Below are 13,063 nucleotides of genomic sequence, written 5' to 3' on the forward strand. Positions count from 1 at the left end.
AGGTTGATAAATGGGCTTGTATAGAATGTGGATGATAACGAGCAATTCCAATTATAAGATCCACAATAGGTACAAGCCTATTTAAACCAAAAACAATGGCCAGATAGCTAATATTCAGCAGTTATAGCATTGCTGAAAAGACGACATCTTTACCCGCTTCTAAGCTGCCCTGTTTTTTATCCAACCCCTGTATATCTTCCATGTTTGCAATAAGTACAGGTGTTAATAAACTATCAGCATGTTCTTTCAGGTACTCGATATCGAACTCTAATATAGCCTCACCCATTTTTACCTCTTGCCCCTCTGCGGCGAGACGTTTGAAGCCGTTACCTCTGAGCTCGACAGTCCCTATCCCAAAGTGAACAAAAATTTCTAGTCCTTGTGGGGATTCAATACTAAAGGCATGGTTTGTTTCAAAAATTTTCCCAATCGTTCCATCTATAGGTGCAACAATATGTTGCCCAGTTGGTTCTATGGCTAATCCATCACCGACAATTTTTTCTGAAAAGACGGCGTCGGGTACTTTTTCGATAGCAACAATCTTGCCGGATACGGGGGCATATACATTTACGCTGCCCGCTATGTCTGTTTGCCCGGAGATAAGACGTCTAATGCGGCTTAAAAATCCCATTTATTTGCCCCTTGGAATCATTATCATATTCAAATTAGACTGCAGTTATTATATATCTATAAACTAAGACCTGTTAGATAAAGATTTAATTCCTCGATTCTTTTTATTTTGCGAGCATGTTTAGCCATCTCTAAACATGCCGTATTACTGATCACTCTGATCGCAGACTTTACTTCCAACAATGAGGCTAAATTCACACTGAGCTCATCAATCCCCATGCCCACGAGTAACGGTGCAACGATAGGGTCGCTGGCCAGTTCGCCACAAAGCGAGACTTTTACATTGTATCTCTTTGCACTGTCGATACACATTTGTATCAAGGTTAAAATGGCGGGTGAAAGTGAAGGGTAGTCTCGTGTTAGTTGTGGATTAGTTCTGTCTGCAGCCATTGTATATTGTGTTAAGTCATTGGTTCCAATGCTGATAAAGTCAAGCATTGGTAGCATTGACTCAAGGTTGATCACAGCAGCAGGCGTCTCGACGACAATGCCAATACTTAGCTCACCATAACCTTTTTCCTCCTCGTTTAAGCGGATTTTACATTGTTCAATCAATTCAAAGAGTGTGTCTAGCTCCTCTACTTGATTGATCATCGGGAACATCAGCCGTATAGGCCCATGATTCGATGCTCGCAAAATAGCTTTGAGTTGCGTGGTGAGTATTTCCGGATGAGCGAAGGTATAGCGGATCCCACGGATCCCTAATGCTGGATTGTCCTCACATGCAGGATTTAGGCAGGGTAACTCTTTATCTGCGCCGACGTCTAGCGTGCGTATGGTGAAGGTTTTCCCATCCATCAGATGCAGTGCGTCACAATAAAAGTGATACTGTATCTTTTCATTTGGAATGGTGTTGGTATTCATCAACATGAATTCGGTACGAAACAGGCCGATCCCTTCTGCTCCAACATCGGTAAGATGACTTATTTCGTTTAAACTGCCTACATTAGCCAGTAGCCCGACACTGTGCCCATCGAGGGTTGTGGTTGGCAGATCTTTAAGCAGCAGGAGTTGTTGCTTATGTGCTTCGTCTTGTTGGCGTAGATGGGTCAGTCTGGCGACGGTTTCAGCGGTAGGTTTTAGGTGAAGCTCGCCGTCGATCGCATTGAGAACAACTGCATCACCATCATTAATTTGTGAACGTTCAAATCGGCAACTTAACAGGGCAGGGATCCCAGCGCTGCGTGCCAAAATAGCGGTATGGCTTGTTAGCCCACCAGTGTTTAGGACTAAGCCCGATATGTGTTGTAGCGGTAGCATCGCAAATTCAGCGGGAGTCAAATCATGGGCCAAAATAACCGTTGCTTCAGTTAAGCGGCTGAGATCGAGGTGTTGCGCACCGCTGAGTCTGGCGATTAAGCGACTGCCGAGGCACATCACATCTTGTGCTCTGTTGGCTAAGTAGGGGTCCTCTAGTTGTTCAAGCTCAGCGGCCTGATCAGAAAAGATTCTTTCAATGGCTACAGCGGCATTAATTTGTAACTGACTAATTTCATTGGCCACCAGCTCTAACAACGACTCATCATCAAGAAACAGTATGTCTGCTTCTATAAGATCGTAATGTTCAGTACCCACTTCAAGTTTTGCTAGCCCCTCTTCTAAATGGCATTTTTGTTTATTGAATGCCTGCTCTAGTTTTCGTTGTTCATTGGGAATTTGTGCTGGGGATACCCGTCGATAGTCAATTTTTTCATGGTGTAGGTTAAGGTGTAGAGCTTGACCAAACGCGACACCTGACGAAACAACAATACCTTTAATCGACATGATGTGGCCTTTTAGCTAAGTGTGATTAGTAGTTCAGAAACTTCTTCAACGGCTTGTTGAGCTAGCTTTCCTTCAGCAATAACTTTGACTTCGATACCAAAATAAAGCCCCAGTGTTTGTAGTTTAAAAAGGCTCTTGGCACTGGCTTGTTTTCCGTTACATTCAACGATGATATCGCAATCAAACGATTTAGCTTTTTTTACTAATAGCGCAGCGGGGCGAGTGTGTATGCCATGCTTGGCTGTAATGGTAACGATTTTTTGGTACATAAGATATTCTCGTCAAAAGGCAAAAAGCGAGTTTTTACGTATACAAGTCGCGGTAAGGGCTAACCCTGATGTTCAATAATCTGATAGTTCTTTTTCTTGAGTGCTTTGCTGGCTTCGGCCAAGGTGTCTTTTTTGACGAGAATATAATCGGTATCGAATGTTGAAATGGCAAAGATACTAATTTTTTGCGCTGCTAACGCGCCAGATACACTTGCTAAGATCCCCGTCATGGAAAACCCTAAAGGGCCTATTACCTCGAGGCATCGCCAATTGTGTTCCTGCTCAAGACTTTCTATTTCGAATGTAGAGTTTACAACGACCGACAGCTCTCCACTCGTTTTACCGATAAAGTAGATCTCTTGCTGAAAAATAGCTGTTGGCACAACACTGTCTGGCGCGAGACTGTGAATGGTAAAAAGTTGCGGATGAATCGCTAAGGTCATGCGTGCCATAAATCAATTCCGTTTTTATAGATCTTCCGAATTGATTTTAGCTTAACATAGTTTCAAAAATGAAAAAGGGGCAAATTATGCCCCCATTTAAAGGTGTGTATTCCCTTAACTGACCTTAAACTGACTTAAGGTTTTAGCTGAGTTTTCACTAATCGATTGTAGTGACATAGCTGCATTACGGTTACTTTCGTTGGCTTTAACCGAGACTTCGGTAAGCTCTGTGATACTGCAAATATTTCGATTAATCTCTTCGGTGACCAGAGATTGCTCCTCTGTTGCGCTGGCTAATTGTGTGTTCATATCGCTAATATGGGCGATTAACGCTAAAATTTCACCGAGAGAATCTCCCACACCCTTTGCTTGGCTTTGAACCTGCACTGATTGCAGTTGTGTCCGCTCATTGCTGGAGACGACTGAACCAACACCGGTTTGTATTTCGGTAATGATTTTTTGAATTTCATTAGTCGAGTCCTGAGTTCTATTTGCTAACGCACGCACTTCATCTGCGACAACGGCAAATCCACGACCATGGGCACCTGCACGTGCAGCTTCAATCGCGGCATTTAGCGCGAGTAGGTTGGTTTGGTCGGCGATACCTCTGATCACATCTAATATACTACCTATCTGTTGAGAGGAGGTGCCAAGCTCGTGGGTTATTAGCTCAGACGTCTTTAGCTCTTCCACCAAACGTTCCGTGTTATCTAAGGTGTTATCCATCTTCTCCATGCTGAGTTGGGCCTGCTGCTTTACACTGTTAGCGGCATCTGCAGCTTGGCTGGTATTGGTCGCCATCTCATGAGTGGTTGATAACATTTCGTTGATTGCTGTAGCAACACTGCTGGTTTCTTGATGGAGGTGATCAACGCTGCTATTTGACTCCTCTACCGCATTGAGTAAACGGGTTGCGTCGTCATCAAGATTTTTTCCTAGCGGTTGTAGTTGCGCTACCGTATCGGCAATTTTTATTACAAATAGATTAAAAGCCTCGGCCAGCTCTGCCACTTCGTCTTTACCCTTGGTTGGTAATCTTTTAGTGAGGTCGCCTTCACCTTGTGCAATATCATTCATTGCGGCAATAGCTGCTTTTAGTGGAGTGGTAATAGATAGATTAAGTACGATGAAGAAAGTGAATATAGGTATAGAAATCATAAGCATAATGACAAGGTAGTCAATAGCCATTGAATACATAACTGTTGTTATTTCACTCTTAAAGCTGCCTGTTATTAGCGTCCAATTCCACGCCGGATAATATCTAGCCTCAAGTAGTTTAGCTTCGATTTGGCGATTTTCTGGATTGATAAAGTTAACTTCACCTTTGGCCATACCACTTATTTTTGCATCAGCAACGATGGCAGATAATGTTGTTTCATTACCTGGTTGGCTAATGCTGGAAACCTTGTTACCGATCGCTTTTTCGCTAGCGCCATGGGCTAAAATAGTTTGTTCTTTATCGAGTAAGATGAAGTAGCCGTCATCGCCAAAATGTATCTGGCTAATAAGGCTAGCGCTTTTTGACTTCGCATCATTCTCGGTAATGTCACCATTACGAACCTGCATCCTATGCGCTTCAATAACACTAATAACTGTGTTTAGCTGTGCATCATTTTGTTGCCACTTCTGTGTGACGAGATTGTTGTATTGCTCGTTTATCGAAAAGCTGGCAAAACATACCGTTCCAATCGCTGCTAGCATGAGCATTAGTATGAGACGTTGGAGGATGGTCAGTTGTCTTAAAAGGGCAATCATTATAGCGTGGCTCTACTAAAGAAAGAGTAAGCTGAATGTACCTGTTATTAGCAACAAACTGAACAACTAAGAGTATGTTTATTTTAAAAATGATAACTTCATCTTGTCTTATTCTCATCTATATTTTAGACCCTTCTGTATTTACATTATTTTCACACCTCGCGACTGGACTGGCTGAACTTTTGTTTTAGCTAATTGAATTAGTCTAATGTCTGAGCAAGTGCTGAGGAAGTCGCCGTTTTCGCCATGTTTTTACTTTGATTTGTTAACGGTTTGCGGCACTATGAAACGATTACAATAATAAAGGTTTTAATTATGCTAACAACGCAAGAATCTGTAACGACTGATGACATATTACGCAAGCTGTGTTTGTCGGTCTCTCACGTGCTTTCTAGCACCACTAATAGCCAGATCACGCACGCTGGCATGGTGCAGTCCATTACGCGTACTTGTTTAAAACCTGATCTAGGTTGCTTTTCAATATTTGACGGTGGTTTCTCTGGTCTAGTTGTTATCAATTTTTCCGCCCCTGCAGCAATTGAAATTTATCGCGAATATATGATTAATATGGGAATGCCTGAGTCTGAATTGGCGTTCTCACATACATCAGATGAAGTTGGTAATGTAATGGGTGAACTGATGAATCAGATGTTAGGCGATTTCATCAATAAAATTAGTAAAGAACTTCAAACGTCGATTAGTCAAAGTCAGCCAAAAATGTTGACGATTAATAAAGAGCTTACAATTTCGGTAGATACCAATCTCGATGAAGCTGTGGCTAGAAGAGTATCTTTCAAAACGCAAAATAATAATATTTTTTATCTTGAATTCGCCATGGATAAAACGGAGTTTATTAAGTTAACCGATTTTGATGCAGATGAAGACTTCGACCTAGATGACCTATTAGCTGAACATGGTCAAAGCAGTAGTTCAACGCCAGCACAAAATAAACAAAAAGATGTTCAAATGAGTGCAAGTGCAGATGACCTGTTTGATGAGCTAGGGATTTAAGCGACATACTGATAGGACACTTAGGTTGCTCGGTTGTATTGATTCGATGGCATTAAAGCGTGCTATAGAGTTGTTCATACCCAAACCATAATCTCAATCATTGTCTTGTTCAGCTAGCCTACGGAAACTCAGAAGCGAGCATTTATAGCGTGAGTATATAATAAGAAAGGTTTAAGTATATATTATGGTTACAAAAGCAACCTCAATCGATATCGCCTACAAAGCCGGAGTGTCTCAGTCTACAGTGTCTAGAGCGTTGCGGGACAGTCCTTTAGTCAATTTGGAAACACGGCAGCGGATCCAAGCTATTGCAAAAGAACTTAATTACAAAGTCGACAAAAATGCCAGTAACCTGCGACTGCAAAATAGCCAAACCCTTGCCTTGCTTCTTTGTGAAGATCCCACAAACGATGATTCGTTAATTAATCCTTTTTTTCTATCCATGCTGGGCTCAATAACACGCGCATCAGCGCAAAAAGGCTATGATTTGCTGGTTTCATTTCAACAGTTAAGCAGTGATTGGCATGCAGACTACGAAGACAGCAATAAGGCGGACGGGATCATACTGCTCGGTTACGGTGACTTTGTTGATTACGAAAGAAAGTTAGCTAAATTGCTGGAGCAGAATACTCACTTCGTTATTTGGGGAGCGGAACATAATCATAAGTCGGTGTTAACTATAGGTTGTGATAATCACCAAGGCGGCATGAGCGCGACTGAACACCTGCTGTCACTTGGATATAAAGATATTGTGTTTGTTGGCGATTCTTCAAGTCACAGCCCAGAGTTTAGAGACCGCTATCTTGGTCATTTAGCGGCATTAAAAACTGCCAATGTTAAACCGAGTGGCGTTATTCCTTTCGAAGCCATAAGCACCGAATCCTCAGGCTTTGAGGCGACGAATCAGCTAATAGACAGTGGTGAGAAGTTCGATGCTATTTTTTCTGCCAGTGATCTCATCGCAATTGGCGCCATTAGGGCACTCAATGCAAGGGGGTTATCGGTACCGGCGGATATTGCTGTGATTGGTTATGACGACATTCCAGTGGCAAGTTTCGCTAACCCACCTCTAACAACGATTAAACAAAATACCCAGCTTGCCGGAGAGATTTTAGTCGAAAGTGTGTTAAAGCTGATTAACGGCGAAGAGGTATCACCACAGCTTATCCCGACCAATCTTGTGTTGAGAAAATCGACTTAGTTGCTGCCAATGTAGTTGCTCGTGCTGGTGGTATAACTATTTTCAATGAATCGAGTGGTATCTAAAATCTACTTTTAAGGAGTTAGTCAATGGCACATGATCATAACGCAGCTGGGCACTCTCATGGCTCAGGTAACCAAAAGGCAGTTGGTATCGCAGCGGTACTAACCGGCAGCTTTATGATTGCTGAAATTGTCGGTGGTGTGGTGTCAGGATCACTCGCATTGATAGCTGACGCAGGTCATATGCTGACGGATTTTGTTGCATTGAGTTTGGCATGGTTTGCTTTTCATCTCGCCAAGCGCCCCGCGTCTTGGAAAGCGACTTATGGATTTGACCGCTTTTCTGTACTGGCCGCTTTAGTTAATGGTCTTTCCCTTTTTCTAATTGCGGCATGGATCTGTTTTGAAGCGTATAAACGCATTAATGAACCCGTTGAAGTACTAGGTGGCACCATGTTGTTGGTTGCAGTGGGTGGCCTGATTATTAATATCCTCGCTTTTTGGATCTTAACCCGAGGTGAGAAAGATAATCTTAACATCAAAGCTGCGCTGCTGCATGTTGCCGGAGATCTGCTTGGCTCAGTAGGTGCAATCATAGCCTCCATTGTCATTATCTATACAGGATGGACACCTATCGACCCTATCTTGTCGGTCTTTGTTGCCATTATCATTCTCCGTTCTGCGTGGCACGTTGTGCGGGAGAGCGGACATATCTTGCTAGAGGGGGCGCCTAAGGGGTTTGATCGACGTCAGCTTATAGATACGTTAGAAACTGAAATATCTGAGGTGATAAAGGTTAGTCACGTCCACGCCTGGTCAATCACTCAGGAGCGACCGGTGGCAACGCTTGAAGTTGATGTTAACGAAGGTGCAGATATAGAACAGGTAAAAATAGCAGTAAAAACCTTGTTGAAAGAGCGCTTTGGCATAGCGCATTCAACGGTAGAGGTAAACCTGAGGAGCCAGAAGTAAATGGCTAAGTATTAGCCCCTTCTGGCACTTTGAGAACTAACGTCCGTAGCTAGAGAGATATCTATTGACGTTGGCTTTGCTTTGTTTGGTGATCATTTGCATTAACGTAAATTCAGGGTTTTGAATGCGATGATCTTGTTTAAGATCATCGAGCATCACCAGCCATAGATCCGCCGTCATTTCAGAATCCGCTAACGCTCGGTGAAATACGCCATCATGTTCTATCTGCTTATAGTTAATTAAGCTGCCCAGTTTATGATTCGGTGCGTCTTGATAAAGTCTTCTGGCGATTAACATCGAGCAAGCAAACTCACCGCTATAGTTACGGCCTATTGATTTAAGTTCGGCGTCTAAAAAACGTTGGTCAAAAGAGGCATTGTGAGCGACCAGATTATAATCTGCGATAAAGTCGGCAAATTGATCCATCACTTCATCACAAGGCGCAGCACCACTGAGCATTTGGTTGCTAATGCCAGTATAGCTCTCGATAAAGCCACTAACACGGAATCCAGGGTTCATTAGCTGTTGAAACCGGTCAATAACAATGCCGTCTTTTAACATCACCGCACCAATCTCTATTGCGCGGTCACCTTGATTAGGCGATAAGCCGGTAGTCTCGAAATCCAGCACTATAACCGTATTGGCTTTGCTAGAAAGTTCGCTAGTTATCTGCTGAGGATCTGCTGTGGTTGAAAAGTGTGCCAAAGTGCTACGAGCCCTATTAAGTTTGCGGTTATTGTAGTTCCACAGCGAAGTGAGTCAATGCAAATGTTGAGGTTAATTGAGTACCCAGGCTTATTCGTGCTATTAAGACCACAGATCTCCAGTTTTATGATCTTGACCAAATTACTAAATGCTAATACTTGATAGACTCGCCGCAAATTATAGTGAGTGATAAATATGCAATTAGATTTAAATGGTATTACGCCAAAACAGTTTCTTGAGCAGTATTGGCAGAAAAAACCACTGGTGATCCGTCAAGGCTTTAAAAACTTTAAGGATCTGCTTTCAGCAGAAGAGATGGCGGGGCTTGCTTGCGATGAGATGGTTGAATCGCGCCGGGTGTTTAAAGCAAATGATGAGTGGCAGGCGGAGTTTGGTCCATTTGAATCTTATGAAGAGCTTGGTGAGCAAGACTGGACGTTAATTGTGCAAGCTCTTAATAACTGGGTGCCTGAAGCTGAAGCGCTTATTCAATGTTTTGATTTCATTCCTCGTTGGCGCTTAGATGACGTAATGGTTAGCTATGCTACACCTGGCGGCGGAGTCGGGCCTCATATCGATCTGTACGACGTGTTTATTTGCCAAGGTTCTGGTCGACGTCGTTGGAGAGTGGGTGATCTTGGCCCACATAAAGAGTTTGCGGCGCATCCAGCCTTGCTCCACACAGAAGCTTTCGATCCTATTATTGATGTTGAATTGCTGCCTGGTGATATTTTGTATTTACCGCCGGGATTCCCCCATGATGGGGTGACTATTGAGCCTTCAATGAGCTTCTCTGTCGGTTACAGAACCGCTTCAGCAAAAGACATGGTTAGCGCGATGGCTGACCATATCATTGATAATGATCTGTGTAATGAACAGATTGCCGATCCAGACCGCGTAATCAGTGAATATTCTGGTGTGGTAGATAACACGGATCTCGAGCGGATTAAGCAACAACTGTTTGCGACACTTGATGACAAGCTAGTCAGTGAGTTTAGTGGTCGTTACCTAACTCAATCTAAGTGTGAACTTGATTTACCAGAACAGCCTTTAGGATTTCAAAGCTTAGATGTGACTGAGCAGATAAAGCTGCAGCCTTTGATTAAATTGGGTGGTTTACGTTGTCTTTATTTTGAAACAAGCGTTGCAGACGGTGTTTTGTATATCAATGGTGAGCAACAACAGTTAACGGCGGGGAATGAGGCATTTATCGCCATGCTTTGTGATACGCAGCAGCTTACATCAGCAGATCTCACTCCGTGGTTAGACAATAGCCAAGTTATTGAGCAATTAACCGATTGGGTTAATGCTGGCTACTGGTATTTTGACGATATCGATTAAGCCGTTTTAATCTCGCTAATAAAAATGGTTCAGTGACGTTAGTCGTTGAACCATTTTTTTTACTTTCATTTAAAGGGAGGCGAGCGGATAAAGCGCCAGATATATTCAGCTGTATCCTTGAAATGGGCTATAGGCTAAAAAATGTATTGCCATACCGCACCCAACGTATCGAAATCACTGCCTACTTGAGTGACCACCCCTGTGCTGGCATACAGTTTAATACTATTACTGCTGTTGATTGGGGCTGAATAGGTAATACCAAAACGCGCGTTTTCTTGGGAATCGAATGAATCGATACCATTTTTCTGAGTCTCTCCGCCAAAGTAAAAATTAGTATTAAGTGACAACCAATGACCGCGACTAAAGTTATAAATTAAGTGACCCTGTACTGTATATTGTGGCTCCTGCTTTAGTGTCACTTGGTTAAAGTACTCATCGTTATCAGCATAAAATCGTACTGAAGCGATCAAGTCGTAATACCAATCCCCGAGTTTGTGAGACAGACCTATTCCAGGTCGAAACACCCAGCGGTTAGCGCCTGAATTTATAAGCTTACTCTTCTCATATGATCCTGCAGGAATGGTGAGCTGCAAACTAGTACCGACAACGAAGCCTTGCTGCCAAGAGGCAAAGTCTTGTGGTTTGAGAGCGGGGGCACCGTAGAAATTCCAAGAGAGTCGAATGTTTGGATCGCCGTAACCGCAACGGTCAGCGCTAACACTTTCCCCCTGAAAGTCGGCGCTGCCTTTATAACAGATACGGCTCGCCGTCATGTCAATTTTTGAAGAGCGTCCAGCTAGGGAGAAGGTATGCGCGTAACCCACGACGGCCGCATTAATGGTGAGATCTGCATTGTCAATCGGCGCTGAAGGAGCTGGTGATAGCTCTCCCTCTGAATGGGCGGCACCGACTACCAAGAAACTCATTCCGATAGGAATATTGCTATAACTTCTCGGCTCTAAATCTTGCGCAAAGCAGAAAGTGCCGCTGCTAGAAAGTATGGCAACAGCAAACATGTTAGTGGGGGCAAGAAAACTATGCTTATAGTGACGACTAATATTCAACCAGAATCCTTTCTTGATCATTAATGGGTGATGGCGTGCTGGTTCTGTGCCATAAAAATAGCAATATCTATAACTCTAAGTTAACCAATTTGTCAGCTTAATCAAGCATGTTATGCTGCTAATCTTTAAAGAGATCTAAACAAGCTGATTTTTCAGATCAGTCAAGATATCGAAGTCAGCTAAATAGGGCGTTAAGTGTTACCAAGAATCACCATTGAACAATCAATACAACAAGCATTAACCATGGCCTATCAAGATGCCGTAGATGCGGCTAAGCGAGCCCATGACACAGCGACTGGAAGCGAAAGTGTTGCTGAGAATAAGTATGACACTTTTGGATTAGAAGCATCATATCTTGCCCACGGGCAATCTGTGAGAGTGGCACAATGCAAAGAAGATATACTGGCTTATGAGCAGTTGTTTGGCCTACTGAAACAAAAGGCCGTTATTGACGCTTTGCAAGATGTATCAATTAAAGCTGAAAGAAAAGTAGCGTTAGGTGATCTGGTCGAGCTGATCGATGAAAACGATAAAGTCAGTCTATTGTTCATGGGGCCGAGTGCTGGCGGCTTAAAAGTACAGGCAGCAGAGGCCAGCTTTATGCTGATAACGCCACAGTCACCCATAGGTCAAAAATTACTGACAGGTGAAATAGGCGATGAAATTAACCTCACCGTAGCAGGCAAAGCCCGTTATTATGAGATCAACACAATAAGCTAGCTCGAAAATAGAAAAGTTAAATTTAAGGCTTAACCGTGCAGTTAAGCCTTATCGTTATCATCTAAAAGGATTTATATGGCGTTAATTACTACAGAACGACTCACTTTAAGAGAGGTTACCTCAGCGGATGCAGCGTTTATTATTGCGCTTTATAACGAGCCAAGTTTTATCGACGGGATCGGCGATAAGCAGGTTTATACTGTAGCGCAAGCTACTGAGTATATTGCTAAAAACTTTACTAAAAGTTATCACGACAACGGTTACGGTATGTACCTAGTAGTGCTGCGTGATGTTGGAACGCCTATTGGGATCTGTGGATTGATCCGCAGAGACTATCGCGATGACTTTGAGCTCGGCTATGGGGTGTCTAAGATGTTTTGGTCGAAAGGTTACGCTGGAGAAGCGGCGACTGCGGTGCTGGAGTATGGCAAGCAACAGTTGAATGCTAAAGAGTTTATTGCGGTCACATCGATGTCCAATCAGGCATCGATAAAGACATTAGAGCGTTTAGGTTTTTTATTTAGTAAAGTTGAAAAATTGGCGGCATATGATGAAGAGAGTCGTTTATTTACACTAGCCATCGATTAAATTACCCATAGAGTAACTAAAAATGTCTACATTAATAGATCTAGATAATCTCATTATTCGTCAGTTTGAAAAAAATGATCTGCATATTTTTGCTAACTACCGCGCCGTTCCTGAAGTGGCAAAATATCAAGGTTGGAGTGATTATTCTTATGAGAAGGCCAGTGGTTTATTTGAGTCAATGCAAGCTCATGAATTTGGTACAATAGGGCAGTGGTTTCAGCTGGCAATTGCAGACAAGCAGAGCAACGCCTTACTTGGCGACTTGGCGATACACTTTATTGATGAACTTCAGGTAGAGGTCGGTTTTACTTTAGCACCAGAGAATCAAGGTCGGGGTATTGCTGCAAAATCACTTGGCGCTTTTATTGATTACCTGTTTGATACCATGAATAAATATCGCATAATTGCCACCACGGATTGCGATAATCATGCCTCTTATCGATTGTTAGAGAGGGTAGGCTTTCGCCGCGAAGCTCATTTTGTTAATAACATCTTCTTTAAAGGTCAATGGGGCAGTGAGTATCAATATGCAATGCTGCAATCAGACAGAGCTTAACCCCTTTATAACGGCAGAATAGATGCTGCCCCTGCTTGCTAG

General features: G+C 42.9%; 14 protein-coding genes. 7 read left to right on the forward strand and 7 right to left on the reverse strand.

Features of this window, described 5'->3' with window-relative positions; translation table 11 throughout:
* Nucleotides 1-121: 121 nt before the first annotated feature.
* The 5 genes from crr to JK628_RS10940 all read right to left on the reverse strand — a co-directional run bounded on the left by crr (nt 122) and on the right by JK628_RS10940 (nt 4,861).
* Nucleotides 122-631 carry a PTS glucose transporter subunit IIA gene (crr, locus tag JK628_RS10920; RefSeq protein WP_202289490.1) on the reverse strand — a complete coding sequence of 170 codons (510 nt, stop codon included), beginning with the start codon at nt 629-631 and terminating at the stop codon, nt 122-124.
* A 56-nt stretch (nt 632-687) separates the two neighbouring features.
* Nucleotides 688-2,394 (reverse strand): phosphoenolpyruvate--protein phosphotransferase, encoded by a 1,707-nt coding sequence (gene ptsP, locus JK628_RS10925; RefSeq protein WP_202289491.1) that lies wholly within the window; start codon nt 2,392-2,394, stop codon nt 688-690.
* 11 nt (nt 2,395-2,405) lie between these two features.
* Nucleotides 2,406-2,663: an HPr family phosphocarrier protein gene (locus JK628_RS10930; protein WP_202289492.1), complete on the reverse strand. Its 258-nt coding sequence runs from the start codon at nt 2,661-2,663 to the stop codon at nt 2,406-2,408.
* Between the two features lie 59 nt (nt 2,664-2,722).
* Nucleotides 2,723-3,115, reverse strand: coding sequence for an ACT domain-containing protein (locus JK628_RS10935; RefSeq protein ID WP_202289493.1), 393 nt, complete (start codon nt 3,113-3,115; stop codon nt 2,723-2,725).
* 105 nt (nt 3,116-3,220) lie between these two features.
* Nucleotides 3,221-4,861, reverse strand: coding sequence for a methyl-accepting chemotaxis protein (locus JK628_RS10940; protein WP_202289494.1), 1,641 nt, complete (start codon nt 4,859-4,861; stop codon nt 3,221-3,223).
* 315 nt (nt 4,862-5,176) lie between these two features.
* Between JK628_RS10940 and JK628_RS10945 the strand changes: the two genes are divergently transcribed.
* From JK628_RS10945 to JK628_RS10955, 3 genes are all read left to right on the forward strand, one after another.
* Entirely contained in the window at nt 5,177-5,872 is a 696-nt protein-coding gene (locus tag JK628_RS10945) for a DUF3334 family protein (protein WP_202289495.1), read from the forward strand.
* A 184-nt stretch (nt 5,873-6,056) separates the two neighbouring features.
* Nucleotides 6,057-7,073 (forward strand): LacI family DNA-binding transcriptional regulator, encoded by a 1,017-nt coding sequence (locus JK628_RS10950; protein WP_202289496.1) that lies wholly within the window; start codon nt 6,057-6,059, stop codon nt 7,071-7,073.
* Between the two features lie 89 nt (nt 7,074-7,162).
* Nucleotides 7,163-8,047 (forward strand): cation diffusion facilitator family transporter, encoded by an 885-nt coding sequence (locus JK628_RS10955; RefSeq protein WP_202289497.1) that lies wholly within the window; start codon nt 7,163-7,165, stop codon nt 8,045-8,047.
* 36 nt (nt 8,048-8,083) lie between these two features.
* On the opposite strand, the gene JK628_RS10960 is transcribed toward JK628_RS10955, so the two are convergent.
* Nucleotides 8,084-8,752 carry a 3'-5' exonuclease gene (locus JK628_RS10960; protein WP_237524187.1) on the reverse strand — a complete coding sequence of 223 codons (669 nt, stop codon included), beginning with the start codon at nt 8,750-8,752 and terminating at the stop codon, nt 8,084-8,086.
* Between the two features lie 195 nt (nt 8,753-8,947).
* On the opposite strand from JK628_RS10960, the gene JK628_RS10965 reads away from it, so the two are divergent.
* On the forward strand, nt 8,948-10,093 hold the full coding sequence (locus tag JK628_RS10965) for a cupin domain-containing protein (protein WP_202289498.1): 1,146 nt from the start codon (nt 8,948-8,950) through the stop codon (nt 10,091-10,093).
* A gap of 134 nt (nt 10,094-10,227) precedes the next feature.
* Here JK628_RS10965 and JK628_RS10970 read toward each other — a convergent pair whose 3' ends face one another.
* Nucleotides 10,228-11,157 carry a transporter gene (locus JK628_RS10970; RefSeq protein WP_237524188.1) on the reverse strand — a complete coding sequence of 310 codons (930 nt, stop codon included), beginning with the start codon at nt 11,155-11,157 and terminating at the stop codon, nt 10,228-10,230.
* Nucleotides 11,158-11,352: 195 nt separating this feature from the next.
* Between JK628_RS10970 and JK628_RS10975 the strand changes: the two genes are divergently transcribed.
* The 3 genes from JK628_RS10975 to JK628_RS10985 all read left to right on the forward strand — a co-directional run bounded on the left by JK628_RS10975 (nt 11,353) and on the right by JK628_RS10985 (nt 13,021).
* Nucleotides 11,353-11,877 (forward strand): transcription elongation factor GreAB, encoded by a 525-nt coding sequence (locus JK628_RS10975; protein ID WP_237524189.1) that lies wholly within the window; start codon nt 11,353-11,355, stop codon nt 11,875-11,877.
* Between the two features lie 75 nt (nt 11,878-11,952).
* Complete coding sequence (locus tag JK628_RS10980) at nt 11,953-12,465, forward strand: GNAT family N-acetyltransferase (RefSeq protein ID WP_202289499.1); 513 nt, start codon at nt 11,953-11,955, stop codon at nt 12,463-12,465.
* A 22-nt stretch (nt 12,466-12,487) separates the two neighbouring features.
* Nucleotides 12,488-13,021 carry a GNAT family N-acetyltransferase gene (locus JK628_RS10985; RefSeq protein ID WP_202289500.1) on the forward strand — a complete coding sequence of 178 codons (534 nt, stop codon included), beginning with the start codon at nt 12,488-12,490 and terminating at the stop codon, nt 13,019-13,021.
* Nucleotides 13,022-13,063: the final 42 nt, after the last annotated feature.

The organism is Shewanella sp. KX20019 (assembly GCF_016757755.1).
Lineage (GTDB): Bacteria > Pseudomonadota > Gammaproteobacteria > Enterobacterales > Shewanellaceae > Shewanella.

Excerpts from the sequence above, each read along its gene's own strand:
- JK628_RS10945 (WP_202289495.1), top strand. The coding sequence starts at position 5,177 with ATGCTAACAACGCAAGAATCTGTAACGACTGATGACATATTACGCAAG.
- JK628_RS10965 (WP_202289498.1), top strand. The coding sequence starts at position 8,948 with ATGCAATTAGATTTAAATGGTATTACGCCAAAACAGTTTCTTGAGCAG.
- JK628_RS10955 (WP_202289497.1), top strand. The coding sequence starts at position 7,163 with ATGGCACATGATCATAACGCAGCTGGGCACTCTCATGGCTCAGGTAAC.
- JK628_RS10930 (WP_202289492.1), bottom strand. The coding sequence starts at position 2,663 with ATGTACCAAAAAATCGTTACCATTACAGCCAAGCATGGCATACACACT.
- JK628_RS10940 (WP_202289494.1), bottom strand. The coding sequence starts at position 4,861 with ATGATTGCCCTTTTAAGACAACTGACCATCCTCCAACGTCTCATACTA.
- JK628_RS10985 (WP_202289500.1), top strand. The coding sequence starts at position 12,488 with ATGTCTACATTAATAGATCTAGATAATCTCATTATTCGTCAGTTTGAA.
- JK628_RS10950 (WP_202289496.1), top strand. The coding sequence starts at position 6,057 with ATGGTTACAAAAGCAACCTCAATCGATATCGCCTACAAAGCCGGAGTG.
- JK628_RS10980 (WP_202289499.1), top strand. The coding sequence starts at position 11,953 with ATGGCGTTAATTACTACAGAACGACTCACTTTAAGAGAGGTTACCTCA.
- crr (WP_202289490.1), bottom strand. The coding sequence starts at position 631 with ATGGGATTTTTAAGCCGCATTAGACGTCTTATCTCCGGGCAAACAGAC.
- JK628_RS10935 (WP_202289493.1), bottom strand. The coding sequence starts at position 3,115 with ATGGCACGCATGACCTTAGCGATTCATCCGCAACTTTTTACCATTCAC.
- ptsP (WP_202289491.1), bottom strand. The coding sequence starts at position 2,394 with ATGTCGATTAAAGGTATTGTTGTTTCGTCAGGTGTCGCGTTTGGTCAA.